At 51.5% G+C, this 13,816-nt stretch carries 15 protein-coding genes; 4 read left to right on the forward strand and 11 right to left on the reverse strand.

Translation table 11 applies throughout. The features are described 5' to 3' along the window. Positions 1-43 precede the first annotated feature (43 nt). The 4 genes from CKQ54_RS20750 to CKQ54_RS20765 form a co-directional block, all read right to left on the reverse strand. Positions 44-775, reverse strand: coding sequence for an SDR family NAD(P)-dependent oxidoreductase (locus CKQ54_RS20750; protein WP_120163089.1), 732 nt, complete (start codon positions 773-775; stop codon positions 44-46). Then, positions 772-1,503 (reverse strand): 3(1)-hydroxy-L-isoleucine 4-dioxygenase HilB, encoded by a 732-nt coding sequence (gene hilB, locus CKQ54_RS20755; protein WP_120163088.1) that lies wholly within the window; start codon positions 1,501-1,503, stop codon positions 772-774. The genes CKQ54_RS20750 and hilB overlap by 4 nt, the downstream gene beginning before the upstream one ends. Before the next feature lie 62 nt (positions 1,504-1,565). After that, the gene (hilA, locus tag CKQ54_RS20760; protein ID WP_112288289.1) at positions 1,566-2,459 is read right to left on the reverse strand and encodes an L-isoleucine 3(1)-dioxygenase; all 894 of its coding nucleotides are present in this window, start codon (positions 2,457-2,459) and stop codon (positions 1,566-1,568) included. Positions 2,460-2,535: 76 nt separating this feature from the next. Next, positions 2,536-3,507 carry a transporter substrate-binding domain-containing protein gene (locus tag CKQ54_RS20765; RefSeq protein WP_113877588.1) on the reverse strand — a complete coding sequence of 324 codons (972 nt, stop codon included), beginning with the start codon at positions 3,505-3,507 and terminating at the stop codon, positions 2,536-2,538. Positions 3,508-3,626: 119 nt separating this feature from the next. Between CKQ54_RS20765 and CKQ54_RS20770 the strand changes: the two genes are divergently transcribed. Both CKQ54_RS20770 and galR read left to right on the forward strand, forming a co-directional pair. After that, entirely contained in the window at positions 3,627-4,547 is a 921-nt protein-coding gene (locus CKQ54_RS20770; RefSeq protein ID WP_113877587.1) for a LysR family transcriptional regulator, read from the forward strand. Between the two features lie 223 nt (positions 4,548-4,770). After that, positions 4,771-5,778, forward strand: coding sequence for an HTH-type transcriptional regulator GalR (galR, locus tag CKQ54_RS20775; protein ID WP_112288286.1), 1,008 nt, complete (start codon positions 4,771-4,773; stop codon positions 5,776-5,778). Here galR and CKQ54_RS20780 read toward each other — a convergent pair. The 5 genes from CKQ54_RS20780 to CKQ54_RS20800 are packed head-to-tail and all read right to left on the reverse strand — an operon-like array spanning position 5,775 to position 10,178. After that, on the reverse strand, positions 5,775-6,224 hold the full coding sequence (locus CKQ54_RS20780; RefSeq protein ID WP_120163087.1) for a GNAT family N-acetyltransferase: 450 nt from the start codon (positions 6,222-6,224) through the stop codon (positions 5,775-5,777). The two genes, galR and CKQ54_RS20780, sit on opposite strands and share 4 nt — an antisense overlap. 5 nt (positions 6,225-6,229) lie before the next feature. Further along, positions 6,230-7,003, reverse strand: coding sequence for an FCD domain-containing protein (locus tag CKQ54_RS20785; RefSeq protein WP_095923259.1), 774 nt, complete (start codon positions 7,001-7,003; stop codon positions 6,230-6,232). Between the two features lie 37 nt (positions 7,004-7,040). Next, complete coding sequence (locus CKQ54_RS20790) at positions 7,041-7,358, reverse strand: PTS sugar transporter subunit IIB (RefSeq protein WP_112288284.1); 318 nt, start codon at positions 7,356-7,358, stop codon at positions 7,041-7,043. Between the two features lie 15 nt (positions 7,359-7,373). Next, on the reverse strand, positions 7,374-8,810 hold the full coding sequence (locus CKQ54_RS20795) for a glycoside hydrolase family 1 protein (protein ID WP_112288283.1): 1,437 nt from the start codon (positions 8,808-8,810) through the stop codon (positions 7,374-7,376). Positions 8,811-8,834: 24 nt separating this feature from the next. After that, positions 8,835-10,178, reverse strand: coding sequence for a PTS sugar transporter subunit IIC (locus tag CKQ54_RS20800; protein WP_113877584.1), 1,344 nt, complete (start codon positions 10,176-10,178; stop codon positions 8,835-8,837). 278 nt (positions 10,179-10,456) lie between these two features. Here CKQ54_RS20800 and CKQ54_RS20805 point away from each other — a divergent pair, with 278 nt between their 5' ends. Beyond that, positions 10,457-10,774, forward strand: coding sequence for a PTS lactose/cellobiose transporter subunit IIA (locus CKQ54_RS20805; protein ID WP_015696044.1), 318 nt, complete (start codon positions 10,457-10,459; stop codon positions 10,772-10,774). 164 nt (positions 10,775-10,938) lie between these two features. Here the strand turns inward: CKQ54_RS20805 and lysA are convergent, their stop codons facing one another. Continuing rightward, positions 10,939-12,198, reverse strand: a complete 1,260-nt coding sequence (gene lysA / locus CKQ54_RS20810; protein WP_120163086.1) for a diaminopimelate decarboxylase — start codon at positions 12,196-12,198, stop codon at positions 10,939-10,941. A 133-nt stretch (positions 12,199-12,331) separates the two neighbouring features. Between lysA and CKQ54_RS20815 the strand changes: the two genes are divergently transcribed. Continuing rightward, complete coding sequence (locus CKQ54_RS20815) at positions 12,332-13,324, forward strand: LysR family transcriptional regulator (protein ID WP_120163085.1); 993 nt, start codon at positions 12,332-12,334, stop codon at positions 13,322-13,324. Between the two features lie 94 nt (positions 13,325-13,418). Here CKQ54_RS20815 and CKQ54_RS20820 read toward each other — a convergent pair whose 3' ends face one another. Beyond that, the gene (locus CKQ54_RS20820) at positions 13,419-13,814 is read right to left on the reverse strand and encodes a hypothetical protein (protein WP_120163084.1); all 396 of its coding nucleotides are present in this window, start codon (positions 13,812-13,814) and stop codon (positions 13,419-13,421) included. Positions 13,815-13,816: the final 2 nt, after the last annotated feature.

The raw sequence follows: 13,816 nt of genomic DNA on the forward strand, positions 1-13,816 counted from the left end.
AAACTCCTGCAAGTCAGTAGTGGCCGTTATGCCGGCCATCGGATTAAAGGTCTTTACCAATCGTCCAGCCGCCATCAATAACCAGCGTGGAACCGGTCACAAATCGCGCATCGGAAGAGGTGAGATACATTGCCGCTTTTGCCACATCCTGCGTTTCGCCGAGCACAGGCAGGAACTGACCGCGCTGGATCTTCTCCATCTGTGCCGGATTGTCGTAGTAAGGTTCGGTCAGCGGTGTGCGGATAACACCGGGCGCAATGGCATTCACCCGGATTTGATGCTTGCCGTATTCCAGCGCCAGCTGTTTTGTCAGGCCGATCACGGCGTGCTTTGATGAGACATAAGCGGTGCGATCAGGCTCGCCCATCAGACCGGAGACCGAGGCGATATTGACGGCATTGCCCGGCAGGTTATGGCGAACCAGTTGCTGACAGAATGCACGTCCGGCAACAAAACTGGCGGTCACGTTGACGGCAAAAACACGTTCCCACAGCGACAGTGATAATTCATCGATACGGCAGATTTCACGCGTACCGGCGCAGTTAATTAAGACATTGTTATCGCTGGCGTATTCTGCTGCTTCAAATACGCCATTCAGACGCACTGAATCGGTGATATCCAGCTGGTGGTGAACGTATTCAGGTTCATTGGCGAAAACGGACGGGGAACAGTCGATGCCCTCTACCGCGTAGCCGGCGGCCAGATAGGCCGCCACCATCGACTGACCGATACCACTGGAGGCGCCCGTGATAAATGCTTTATGTTTCAGGCTCATGCTGCTTCCTTCATCGTGCGCTGGAACGTCACCAGAATGATGTCACGCAGTGCCGTCTCTCCCGGCTGGCGGCAGCCGATGGGGGTCACCGCATGGTATTTGTCGTGATTGACCACCAGCGTGTCGAATAACGCCTCCAGACGCAGCACCCGCTCAATATTTTTAGGGTTCGGGGCAATCAGATTGTCGCCACCCAGCATGTTGTCGGAGGCATGGATCAGGTGAACAAACACCACATCCTCATCATCTTTATGCAGCCAGACGGGCGAGCTGTACGCGGGCGCATCGCACTGCGCCTCATAGCGGAATAAATGAATACCGACGGACAGCTCTTCCAGCGGCCCGATACGCTCATAGGCTTCAACAAAAGCGATGTCGTCCTGCAAAATCGCCTGCATCAGGCGGTTTGCAGTAATATTCTCGGGCAGCAAAGGATAATGGCGAACAATACCGCCGGTATCCGGATTGTATTTTTTGGTTTGCTTATATTCCGTAAAATGGCCAAAACTGAGTTCCCCCTGCTCATTACGCCGGCATTGCGCATAACCGCGCCAGCGATTTCCCGCGGAATAAGGATCCAGCGTCAGTTGTTCATACGCCAGTTTCAACTGTTCAAGTTCAGAAAGAAAAATATCTTTATTATCGTAATTCACATCAGACAATGTCTGATAATAGCCACCGGGAATAAATGCATACCCCCCGGCGGCAAGATGATTAACATATTCCATATAAGACTCGTTATTAATTCAGGACAAAGAGAGAAAGTATCACCAGGATTAATTCACTCCGGTTATGTCCAATACACCACTTTGCTGTTATTGAGTCTGCCAATAAAGCGCCCGGCCGTAAGACGACTTCCCTGACTGACGCTGCTGACACCGTGCAGATGACAGGCGTTCATGAAATAAATATCCCCGGCATTCAGTCGCACTGACAGTGATTCCACTCCCTGCAACAGGTGCGGGGGATACGGATAACCGGTGTCCGTCACGCCAAAGCGGGCGCGGCAAGGCTCATCCGGATCGAGGTTCCACATCTTCAATTCGCCTCCGCCCTGCGCCGCTTCCAGGCACACATTAAACGCGGTAACCGTCATTGCATCGGCAATTTCAAAATCATCCTGCTGTGCAAACTTAAGCTGGGCGCGGTCTTCATGAGGCATCAGCGACATAACACCGTTATCCAGCCAGCGACGGAACGTGGCAAAACAGGCGTAAGAATTCTTATAACGCGCCGGACCAAAATGGATGCCTTCATCCAGGAATAAATCTTCCAGAGTACGGTTAAGGAACAGGGACTCGGTGGCATAGCTGTCCGCGACGGACATCAGTTCTGCAACACTGCCGTTGACCCGGTTAACTTCCGCCATATATTGCTCGCCGTTACGGGAAAACTGTGTGGCGCCAATCTGATTGGTCAGAACAAAACCGTCATCGGCGCGATTTCCGCCACCGTTGCGATCCACCATCTGATTAAACTTTTCTGCTACATCCTGGCAGATTTCTTTATTCGCAAAATTACGGATAATATACAGAACATTACCCTGATGATGACCGTGCAGAATAATATTCTTGATAACACTAAAATCGACATTATCAGGCTCAGTTTCTAAATAACTGAAGCCCTTTTTTACTGAACCGGACAATACCATCTCTTGCTGTTTTTCAGCCAATAATTCACTCATTATGTTCCTGCCAAAGAATATTAAAATGATAATCGCACAAAAATTTTGTTATTAATTAACCAGGGTAAGTAAGATGTCAGATAAATAAAGGCGAGTACAGCATCCCCCCCTGAGACCATAAATTATTATCCCGACGTTCCTGATTAAGCTCTGAGTATTTACCTAAATTACGCTGGAATATTTCACCGTAATTTCCGACCTGATGAATGATCGCGCGGATAAAATCCGGACGCAGCCCCAGATTTTTACAATGCTGCTCTGACGGATAAAGGAAAGTGCGCAGGTAACCCGTCGCCTCCTGACTCATTTCCAGAATGTTTTTGCTGGTGATCTGTAAGTTTTCCGCTTCTATCAGCGTACGCATGATCCAGGTCACCGCTTTAAGCCACTGCGTATCATGAGAGGACACTGCCGGTGACATGGCTTCCAGCGAGATGCGATCCTGCAAGATAATGTGCGCTTCTTTATCTTTCAGCTGAGCACGTTCGCCGGCCAGCAGATAGGAATCGAGACAGTAAATATTGCATTCGCCCAGCTGATAAGCCTGACGAGCCTGCGTCGGCGAATCAAACAGTCGGATCTCGCAAGAGAGATTTAAATTTCCAAAGTAACGCTTCAGGTTTTCTTCGGTAGTGGATCCCCGCATGGCTGCTATCCGGCGCTCGCGGGTATACTTTGCCTGTTCAACGGGTTCGAGCAAATTACTCGCCGGCGTCATCAGCACTTCACCATCAAACAACATCGGATGAACAAAACTGACTTCTGACTCTGATTCACGCTGGAAGGTGATGCTGGAATTAAATGACCCCAGGTCAATCACTCCGTCACGCAGCGCCCGAAACCGGTCGCCGGACTGCAACGGCATATAATGAATTTTCCCGACATCACCTAACACCGCCACCGCGACCGCCCGGGCTAGATCAATGTCGAACCCTTCCCAGCAATTGTGTAATGCATTGCGAAACGACAATCCTTTAAAACCCAGACTAACGCCAACATTCAGCACATCGTGCTGGCGTATCCGTTCAATAACCGTTTGGTTCAACATAGCTAACCTATTAATTAAATTGACTATTGTGACTGGTTCTCACCAGAGATTGCCTCTGTTGAACATCATACGGCTTGATGATAATTTGGATAGATATTCCAGAAACAAAAGAGCTATGCGTGAAAAGCACAAATGAGTTAGCCGAACTCCTTCCCAGTTTGTCCGTTTTTATTCAGGTGGTTGAAAAAGGTAGTTTTTCTTCAGCAGGACGGGAAGCTTCGCTGGCTCCCTCTTCTGTGAGCCGGATGATTGACCGGCTGGAGAAACGCCTCAATGTGGTGTTATTTACCCGCTCGACCCGCTCAGTCGCCATCACCGAGATCGGACTGGAAATTTATCAGCAGGCGCTGACGGTACTGTCCGCTACGCAGACACTTTTCTCCCGGGCGGATAGCTTCAGCGATACTCCTCAGGGTGTTTTGCGTATCACCGCGCCAAACACACTGGGTAAGATCCTGCTCACCCCTTTTCTGCCCGCCTTTTTACGCCGCTATCCTGAAATAAACGTCGAACTGTCGCTGACCGATCGCGTCACTAATTTGACGCAGGACGCCTACGATCTGGCACTTCGCGTCACCGAAAGTCCGCCGGAAAATATGGTAGCCCGTGCCCTGATGCCTATCGATTACGTACTGGTTTGTGCTGCGGATTACGACGAAGTGCTGCCCGATTTCCCGGCTGCGCTCACCAAACACAACATTTTTTTCCCCGATGAACGGCAATTTCGCGGTGCCTGGCGTTTTTGGCACAATGATATAATGGAGACTGTGACGCTGGTTCCACGGCTGATGATCAATAACAGTGACGCCATGATTGATGCCATCCTGCAAGGTGTCGGCATTGCGCTGATCCCCACTTTCATCGCCAACAAATACATCGCGAATGGTAAATTGCATCGCGTGTTGCCTGAATGGCGAGTGGAGAACCCTCTGCCGCGCAACACCTACGCAATCACCCTGCCCAATAAACTGCTGCCGCTTAAAACCAGAGTATTTATCGATGATTTTATGCAGTGGATTAAGGAGGAAGGCAGGGTTTAGCCAGAACGAAACGTGACTGACGTGTACGCTGGAAATCCTTTTCCTGCAAAATCTCCGTCCCTGCCCCGCCTCCTCCTTCGCAGAGGAGGCCAAAACCTTCCGGTATTTTTCCCGTTACATTCCGCTTACATCCCAAAGTTGCGATCAGCATCCTTGCAGCCAGCGGTCTTTTCCGCAAAACTGGTCAGTGTAAACGATTACCCTCACGGAAAACGGAAGTGTTATGGCGACGATTAAGGATGTAGCAAAACTGGCAGGCGTATCGGTTGCGACCGTTTCACGCGTAATAAATCATTCCCCGAAAGCCAGTGACAGCTCGCGGGAAGCCGTACAGAACGCCATGCAACATCTGCAATATCACCCAAATGCCAACGCCCGCGCCCTGGCTCAGCAGGCGACCGAAACGCTGGGGCTGATCGTGGCCGATGTTTCCGATCCGTTTTTCGGTGCGATGGTGAAAGCCGTCGAACAGGTCGCCTACGCCACCGGCAACTTTCTGCTGATTGGTAACGGTTACCATAACGTGGAAAAAGAGCGTCAGGCCATTGAGCAACTGATCCGCCACCGCTGTGCGGCGTTAGTGGTTCACGCCAAAATGCTGCCGGAAGATGAACTGACCAGCCTGATGCAGCAAATCCCCGGTATGGTGCTGATTAACCGCACGTTACCGGGCTTCGAACAGCGCTGTATCGCCCTCGATGACCGCTATGGCTCCTGGCTGGCGACGCGTCATCTGATCCAGGCCGGACATCAGCGCATCGCGATTTTATGTTCCAACCACGGTATTTCCGATGCCAGCGACCGTTTGCAGGGGTATATCGACGCGCTGACAGAACACAATATTCCGGTCGATGACAAGCTGATTGCTTACGCGGAACCGGATGAAATTGGTGGCGAAAAAGCCATGGCGGATTTACTCGGACTGGGCAAAGGATTCACGGCGGTGACCTGCTATAACGACCCGATGGCCGCCGGTGCATTATCGGTATTAAGCGATAACAGCATTGATGTGCCGGGCGAGATTTCGCTGATTGGCTTTGATGATGTGCTGATTTCGCGCTACCTGCGCCCCCGCCTGACCACGGTACGTTATCCGGTGGTGGCGATGGCGAATCAGGCTGCGCAACTGGCGTTAGCCCTGGCAAACGGTCAGCCGCTGCCGGAAACGACCCATATGTTCAGCCCGACGCTGGTGCGCCGTCACTCGGTAAGCAGCCCGTCGAATACCTAAAGCGACTGGTGATAGACGCGCACCGGTTTGTCCGGATAATCCAGCGCGTCCCCGATATATTTCCAGCCAAAACGTTCGTAATAGCCGGTAAATTCGGCGTAGAGATACAACTGACGAAAGCCGCTGCGGCGGCTCTGCTCCAGCACAAATTCCTGTAACTGCTGCCCCAGCCCGCACGAACGATACGCTTCATCCACGTATAACGCGGCCAGCCACGGCGTCAGATCCTGACGGCTGATCAAATCGCAGCGCCACAATCCCACCGTTCCCGCTAATGTCTCTCCGTCGAGCGCAATAAAGGTTTGCGGCAAATCTGCGCCGGTCAGACAGCTTTTCACCACACTGGCAAAAAACGCCCGGCTGTTTTCGCTGCCAAACGCCTGCCACAGCCAGTCTGTGACCGCATCGGCAAATTCCGGCCTTTCGGTGAGATTAATGATTTTCATCGCGCTCAGACCAGCTTGCCCTGGAAAATCGGCACAGACTCAAACAGATAACCGTCAAACTCCGGTGCATCGACATCCGACAGTTCCATCAGCGTATTTTTGACGTTTTCCATGTGCTGCCACATCGCCTGATACGAGCCCATCACGTCGCGGCGGCGCAGTGCGGCCAAAATATTCTGATGATCAGCCAGCCATTTCAGGCGGTAACCGCGGGTAGCGATATGGCTGTGTAACTGTTTCCACAGCGGGCTGGAATCGCGGTGCATCCAGATATTTTTCACCGAATCGAGCAGCATCTGGTTTTGCGTCGCACCGGCAATCAGCAGGTGGAACAGCCGGTCATTATCACCGCTTTCATCATTGGCGACGATGGCGATTTGTTCCTGCTCCAGCGTGCGGCGCAGGTTTTCGATATCCGCTTTGGTGGCCATTTTGGCGGCAAACGCGGCAATATTGCTTTCGAGCAACTGCCGCGCCTGCAGGATTTCAAAGGGGCCAATCTGCCCCTGATACATCAGTTCGTCTTCGCCTTCTTCCTGAGAAGGAATGCGGATCACGTACACACCGGAACCCTGACGGATATCCACCGTGCCTTCCAGTTCCAGCATCAGTAAGGCTTCGCGCACGATCGTCCGGCTGACGCCGTAGGTTTCCGCCATATTGCGTTCGGGCGGCAGGCGGGATCCCACGGCGAAATGCCCTTGCTTGATTTGCTCACGCAGGTCGTGCCCGATTTCCTGATACTGCTTTCTGTCCTGCGAAACCACACCTTTTTCCACACAATCACCCTGATGCAAAAACAATAAAGACCGGATGTTACTGTATCAGAGATAGCGCCTGATCCAGCACTTTTGCACCGTTTAACGTGCCGTAAGCCACCATGTCGATCACTGCAATCGGGATACCGTGCTCATCAGTCAGCTTTTTATTCTCCGCCAGCTTAAAGCGCACCTGCGGTCCGAGCAGGACGGCGACAATATCACGGCCATAAGCGTCCAGTTCATCGCGCAGGTTATTTTCCGGGATGGCGTAAATCTTAAATTCCAGACCGCGCGCGGCGGCTTCTTTTTCCATTTTGGTGACCACCAGTGACGTGGACATCCCTGCCGAACAGGCTAAAACGAGTCGTTTCATAGTGTTTTCCTTAGGTTATTTTTCCTGGTCATCGAGCGTTAATGACAACACACCACTTTCACTGAGCGATTTAAACCAGTGAGATGATTTCTTCTGACGGCGATCACGGTTGTTATCAAGATCAATTTCAATAAGACCGTAACGGTTTTTAAACGCGTTCATTGGCGAGACATTATCGGTAAACGCCCAGAGCATATATCCCTGACAATTCGCACCGTCTTCCCGCGCTTTTAATGTCCAGTAAAGATGCTCGGCAACAAATTCAATACGATAGTCGTCCTGAATTTCCCCGCTTTTTGCATCGCGGAACTGACCTTCATTTTCGATACCCATACCGTTTTCAGCAACAAACCACGAAATATTTCCGTATTCTGTTTTAATGCGCATCGCCATGTCATAAACAATTTTTGGATAGATTTCCCACCCGCGCGATTTATTCATCCGCCGACCGGGTAATTCGAAATGTTCGTAGTAATACGCCGGATGGAACGGCGTGTCTTTATTCCACTCGCGGGACGGGGCTTTTACGCGGTGCGGGTAATAAAGATTAATACCCACTTCATCCACGGTGTTATTACGGATAACCGCCAGTTCTGCTTCTGAATAATCGAAATGTACGTCGTGCTTTTCGAGTAATTCCAGCAACTCCTGCGGATATTCCCCTTTAATCATCGGATCCAGAAATACGCGGTTGTAGAATAAATCGTATAAATGCGCCGCCTTTTGGTCATGCGCCGCCGATGAGCGGGCGTACGTCACTTCCGGATTTAAAATCACCCCGACTGTGCCTGCGACGTTATATTTTTTGCGATGAAACAGCTCGACCACTTTGGCGGTTGCCAGCACTTTGTGATGATTCCACTGCATCCATTTGGCGGTGTTTTGTTCGAACGGCCAGCGGATCGCATCCAGATACACGCGGGTCTGCACCACCACCGGTTCGTTGAAGGTAAACCAGCGGCTGACTTTTCCGGCATAGCGTTCAAAGACTTTTTCCGCGTAGAGCACAAACAGTTCGACGACTTTTTTTGAGCTCCAGCCATCGTATTTTTCAATCAGAAACGCCGGTAACTCGTAGTGCTCCAGACACAGCATCGGTTCGATGCCGTTGCGTTTCATCTCATCCAGATAGTCGTCAATGTAGGCGGCGTATTCTTCATCGACTGTGCCCCGTTCGTAGTCGGTGAAAAAGCGCGACCAGTTAACCGACGTGCGGTAATGCGTCAGTCCGCTGGCTTTCATCAGCGCCACATCTTCTTTGTAGCGGTTGATGAAATCGGTGGCTTTCGCCGGGCCGTAGCCGTTGTGCCAGACATGGCGGTTGTTTTTGTACCAGAGATCCAGATACGAATCCTGCCCGTCTTTTTTGCCGCTCCAGCCTTCGGTCTGCCACGCAGATGCCGCAGCACCGAGAATAAATCCGTCAGGAATGGCGATTGAAACCTTACTCATAACGTCCCTCTTTTTCCGAATGGTTTACGCCGTAGCAGCCTGTTTCTGGCTCTGTTGCAGGGCTTCCAGCTGCGCCTGTTCGGCACGGCGTGCAGCCACTTTCACAAACGGCAGATAAATCAGCACCGCCACCACGATGCAGCCAATCTGCGTGACCACCGCGCCCATCGACCCCGCAGTAGAAAGCCAGGCGTTGATAATCGGCGGCGTGGTCCATGGCACCATGACGACGGCACGTCCGGCGAAACCAAGGCTCGTCGCAAAATAGCCGATGGTGCCGGTGATCAGCGGCGTAATAATGAACGGGATCGCCAGAATCGGATTGAGCATGATCGGCATACCGAAAATTACCGGTTCATTGATGTTGAAGAAGCCTGGCCCGAGAGAAAGCTTGGCGATTTCGCGCATCTCTTTACGCCTTGTGGCGAGCATCACCGCCAGCAGCAAACCGATGGTGCAGCCGGAACCGCCGATGCTCATATACACATCCCAGAACGGCATGGTGATGATGTTCGGCACTTCATGGCCCTGCTCAAACGCCGTCATGTTGACCATGATCGCGCCAAGCAGCAGCGGTTCGCGGATCGGTTTAATCATCTGGTTGCCGTGAATACCGATCACCCAGAACAGCTGCGCGACAAACATCAGCAGCAGGATGCCCGGCAGGCTTTGCATCACCGATTCCAGCGGACGCTGAATCACCTGATACACCGCGTCGTACAAATACATGCCGGTGACGCGATGGAAAACAAAGCCAAACGTCGCGACGATAACCACGGTAATAATGGCGGGAATTAACGCCGAGAAAGATGCCGACACGTTTGGCGGCACGCTCTCCGGCATTTTTATACGCAGGCCGTTTATCCGCTCGAGACGGGAATAAATTTCAACCGACAGAATGGCAATAAACATGCCGAGGAACAGGCTTTTGGTATCGGAGAACTGTTTGGCCAGTACATCTTTGACTTCCTGCATCTGGCCATTGACCATCATATCGACGGTGGTCGGCGTCACGGCAATAAAACAAATTACCGCCAGCAGGCCGGGAAATAACGAACGTGAACCGTTAATTTTCCCGAGTTCAATACCAATTAAAAATACGGCACCGATGGTCAGAAAACTCAGCGTGGCGTAGTTAATACTGCTCATGATCGGCTTAAGCGTTGCCAGCCAGGAGAACATTTCAAAATGGGCTAATCCGTTTTTCGGATCCATAACCATATTAGAAATTAAAACTGAGAATGCCCCCACAATAATAACGGGCATTAACGTGATAAAAGACGCCTTAATAGCCATGATATATCTGAGGCTATTAAAGGTATTGGCGAATCCCCCGAGAGAATCGATAAAACGGTCTTTCAGTGACATGACAGCACCTCATTTTCTTTTTTCTATACTTCACAGGTGTTGGTTTCGTCTTCACCTTTTTATATTGAATGAGGATTAAAGGTGTCGTCCGAAGCGGAGTCAGAATCCGGTTCTGTTAATTATCCTGTCGGCCACTTTCCGGCGAACTTTCCGTAATGTGGCATGCCAAAAAATAGCGGAATACGAATTAATTTCTGTGACAGCGTTCTCACATGTGAATATTGGAATTCCAATATGATGAATTCACACTTTTCTGGTATACCAATTTGGAGTTTTCGATGGAATTCGATCTGGAACAAACGGTGATGGAGTTATTGATCAACGCCGGAGAAGCACGATCTAACGCAATGATGGCAATTCAGCACGCACGTAAAAAAGAGTGGGCACAGGCTGATGCGATGCTGAAAGCCTCGGACGACGCGGCGCGGGTCGCACACAAAGTCCAGACGCAACTGATTGGTCTGGATGAAGGCGTGGGCAAAATCCCGGTGAATCTGATCATGGTGCACTCGCAGGATCATCTGATGACCGCCATGCTGTGCCGTGATCTGGCCGAAGAGATCGTGTTACTGAGAAAAGAGATGTTTGATAAGTAAGCTCCCTCCCCTGCGAAGGGGAGGGCTGGGGTGGGGTATTAAGGTCCAAAACAAAATTCAAAGTGTGCTTTAACTCATTGCTTTGTATTTAAAACCCCCTCCCGACCTCCCCCTTCGCAGGGGGAGGAGCAGAGCAAATTCCCTCTCACATTCAGGAGCAGGGACTACAATTCCAGAGCAATTAACTCTTCCACCGTCTGCCTGCGACGAATCAACCGCGGCACGCCATTCTCAAACAACACTTCCGGCAGCAGAGGACGGGTGTTGTAGTTCGATGACATCGATGCGCCGTACGCGCCGGTATCGTGGAACACCAGATAATCGCCGATGTGTACCGGCGGCAGCGGGAAGGTTTCCACTCCGCCGCCTGCCTGCTGGGTAAACACGTCACCGGATTCGCACAAAGGACCGGCGATCACGGAATCCGTCAGCGGTTGTCCGCTCACCTCGCGGCCATCGGCCGGTAACAGCGAAATATGGTGATAGCTGCCGTACATCGCCGGACGCATCAGGTCGTTAAAACCTGCATCACACAGCACAAAATGACGGCTGCCCATGTCTTTCACCGCACGGATTTGCGCCACCAGCACGCCAGCTTCCGCCACCAGGAACCGCCCCGGCTCGATCTCCAGTTTAATTTCATGCCCCAGATGCGCAGCGATTTGCTCACGCGCACGGTTCCACAGGCCAAAATAGTGGCCGGTATCAATGGATTCTTCTTCAAAATGATACGGGATCGACAGACCACCGCCGGCTGAAATCGCTTCAATATCTTGTCCGGTTTCAATCACCTGACGCACCATCGCATCGCAAACCTGCTCAAGATGGCCGTAATCCACGCCGGAACCGATATGCATATGAATACCCACCAGTTTCAGGCCGTAACGGGCGATTTCTGCCAGCGCCTGTGGCAAATCGGCATACCAGATCCCGTGTTTGCTGTTTTCACCGCCGGTGTTGGTTTTCTGGCTGTGTCCGTGACCGAAGCCCGGATTGACGCGCAGCCACACCGGATGCCCGGCTTTATGCTGACCAATCTGACTGAGCATGTCGATGGAACCAGCGTTCACCGGAATATCCAGCGCCGTCACGCGTTCCAGCGTCGGCTGATCCAGCACGTCTGCGGTGAACACAATCTCACTGTCTTCGCGGCCCGGAATAAAACCGGCCACCAGCGCACGTTCAATCTCGCCCAGCGAAACAGAATCGACCTTCACGCCCTGCTCGCGCATCAGACGCAGAATATGAATGTTGGAACAGGCTTTTTGTGCAAAACGGACGACGTCAAACTGACGCAACTGCGCGATGCGCGCTTTAATAATCTCCGCATCATACGCCCACACAGGGCAGCCAAATTGTTGCGGCAGAGCCAGTAAGTTCGCGGCATTAAGCGCGGTAGACATATCGTTCAGGGCGCGTGGCATAAGATTTTCCGTCAGGTGAATTCAGTCATATTTCCCTCAGTATGCCGCGTAACAATCTGGCGATAAAATATCTATTTCAGGCCAGTCTATTCATTTATGATATGGATAAATCACGCCGTTTACCGGATAAACCATGCCTGCGATTTCCCTGCGCCATATCGAAATTTTTCATGCGGTAATGACCACCGGCAATCTGACTGAAGCTGCCGCGCTGCTCAATACCTCACAGCCGACAGTCAGCCGCGAACTGGCACGCTGCGAAAAGCTGCTGAATTTGCAATTATTCGAACGCCTGCGCGGGCGTTTATATCCTACCGTTCAGGGTCTGCGGCTGTTTGAGGAAGTGCAGCGCTCATATTACGGGCTGGACAGGATCATCAGCGCGGCGGAAGGGATCCGCCAGTTCGAGCAGGCACAGCTCTCAATCGCCTGCCTGCCGGTGTTCAGTCAGTCGCTGCTGCCTGCGGTGTGTAAACCGTTCCTCGACCGTTACCCTGACGTCAGTTTCAATATTGTGCCGCAGGAATCGCCGCTGCTTGAAGAATGGCTGTCTGCGCAGCGCCATGATTTAGGGCTGACGGAAAATACCCAGACGCCTGCCGGAACCGAACGCCAGACGCTGCTGACGCTGAATGAAGTCTGCGTACTGCCTGCCGGACATCCTCTGGCTGAGAAATCACGACTCACGCCACAAGATTTCAGCGGCCTGAATTATATCAGCCTGTCGGCGACTGACAGTTACCGGCAACTGCTGGATACTTTATTTACGGAACAACAGGTTACGCGGCGACTGGTGATGGAAACCCACAGTGCGGCGTCGGTGTGCAGCATGGTGCGCGAAGGCGCGGGCGTGTCGATTGTCAATCCGCTGACCGCGCTGGACTATTCTGTTAAAAACAGCGAGAGCGGCTCTGTTAAAAACAGCGAGAACGGCGTCGTCTTACGGGAATTCAGCATTGCCGTACCCTTCACCGTCAGCCTGATCCGCCCGCTGCACCGCCCCGCTTCCGCACTGGTAGACACATTTATCGAACACTGCCATCAGCAGGCGCAGCGCTTTGCCGATCGCCTTAAAGCCGCGCTGAACAAGGGCTCCGTTTGGGAAACGGAAAATATTGTACGTTAAGGTTATTTTTTAACCGCTCAGATGTGAGGAAACAACTCTCTGAGCGGGTTCTCATATCTTGATGAACAATGCTGAGAGTACCTCTCAAACAATCTTAAGAAGATCCTTTTGGATCCTTAATCGTAATAGTGTAGGTTTTATCAAATTCGCCGCCTGTCGCTACATTTGTACCAAACAGTCCGCCCGATACCCGAACATAGACAACTCCAGGCTTTACTGGCACCCCCTGAATCCTGACACAATTGTGAGCTGGTGAGTCATTACAATACCTTAAAAATAATCCTGTATCGGATGGAGTTATGTCACCTACAAATCCTTCTTTCCCATTAGAATCTAAAGAAGATACCGCCCCACCATTTATATTTATGTCACTGACATACGGCGTTCCTACTATGGCATCGTTAAGAACATTACCATCAGGAGTAACATCAGCATGTAAAGTACACGCTGATAATGCAAATAAAACAAAAACAACAGAAAATATCTTCATGG

Origin of the sequence: Rahnella variigena (genome assembly GCF_003610915.1) — a bacterium.
In the GTDB taxonomy this organism is placed as follows: Bacteria; Pseudomonadota; Gammaproteobacteria; order Enterobacterales; family Enterobacteriaceae; genus Rahnella; species Rahnella variigena.

Excerpts from the sequence above, each read along its gene's own strand:
- CKQ54_RS20750 (WP_120163089.1), bottom strand. The coding sequence starts at position 775 with ATGAGCCTGAAACATAAAGCATTTATCACGGGCGCCTCCAGTGGTATC.
- hilB (WP_120163088.1), bottom strand. The coding sequence starts at position 1,503 with ATGGAATATGTTAATCATCTTGCCGCCGGGGGGTATGCATTTATTCCC.
- hilA (WP_112288289.1), bottom strand. The coding sequence starts at position 2,459 with ATGAGTGAATTATTGGCTGAAAAACAGCAAGAGATGGTATTGTCCGGT.
- CKQ54_RS20765 (WP_113877588.1), bottom strand. The coding sequence starts at position 3,507 with ATGTTGAACCAAACGGTTATTGAACGGATACGCCAGCACGATGTGCTG.
- galR (WP_112288286.1), top strand. The coding sequence starts at position 4,771 with ATGGCGACGATTAAGGATGTAGCAAAACTGGCAGGCGTATCGGTTGCG.
- CKQ54_RS20780 (WP_120163087.1), bottom strand. The coding sequence starts at position 6,224 with ATGAAAATCATTAATCTCACCGAAAGGCCGGAATTTGCCGATGCGGTC.
- CKQ54_RS20790 (WP_112288284.1), bottom strand. The coding sequence starts at position 7,358 with ATGAAACGACTCGTTTTAGCCTGTTCGGCAGGGATGTCCACGTCACTG.
- CKQ54_RS20795 (WP_112288283.1), bottom strand. The coding sequence starts at position 8,810 with ATGAGTAAGGTTTCAATCGCCATTCCTGACGGATTTATTCTCGGTGCT.
- CKQ54_RS20800 (WP_113877584.1), bottom strand. The coding sequence starts at position 10,178 with ATGTCACTGAAAGACCGTTTTATCGATTCTCTCGGGGGATTCGCCAAT.
- CKQ54_RS20805 (WP_015696044.1), top strand. The coding sequence starts at position 10,457 with ATGGAATTCGATCTGGAACAAACGGTGATGGAGTTATTGATCAACGCC.
- lysA (WP_120163086.1), bottom strand. The coding sequence starts at position 12,198 with ATGCCACGCGCCCTGAACGATATGTCTACCGCGCTTAATGCCGCGAAC.
- CKQ54_RS20815 (WP_120163085.1), top strand. The coding sequence starts at position 12,332 with ATGCCTGCGATTTCCCTGCGCCATATCGAAATTTTTCATGCGGTAATG.
- CKQ54_RS20820 (WP_120163084.1), bottom strand. The coding sequence starts at position 13,814 with ATGAAGATATTTTCTGTTGTTTTTGTTTTATTTGCATTATCAGCGTGT.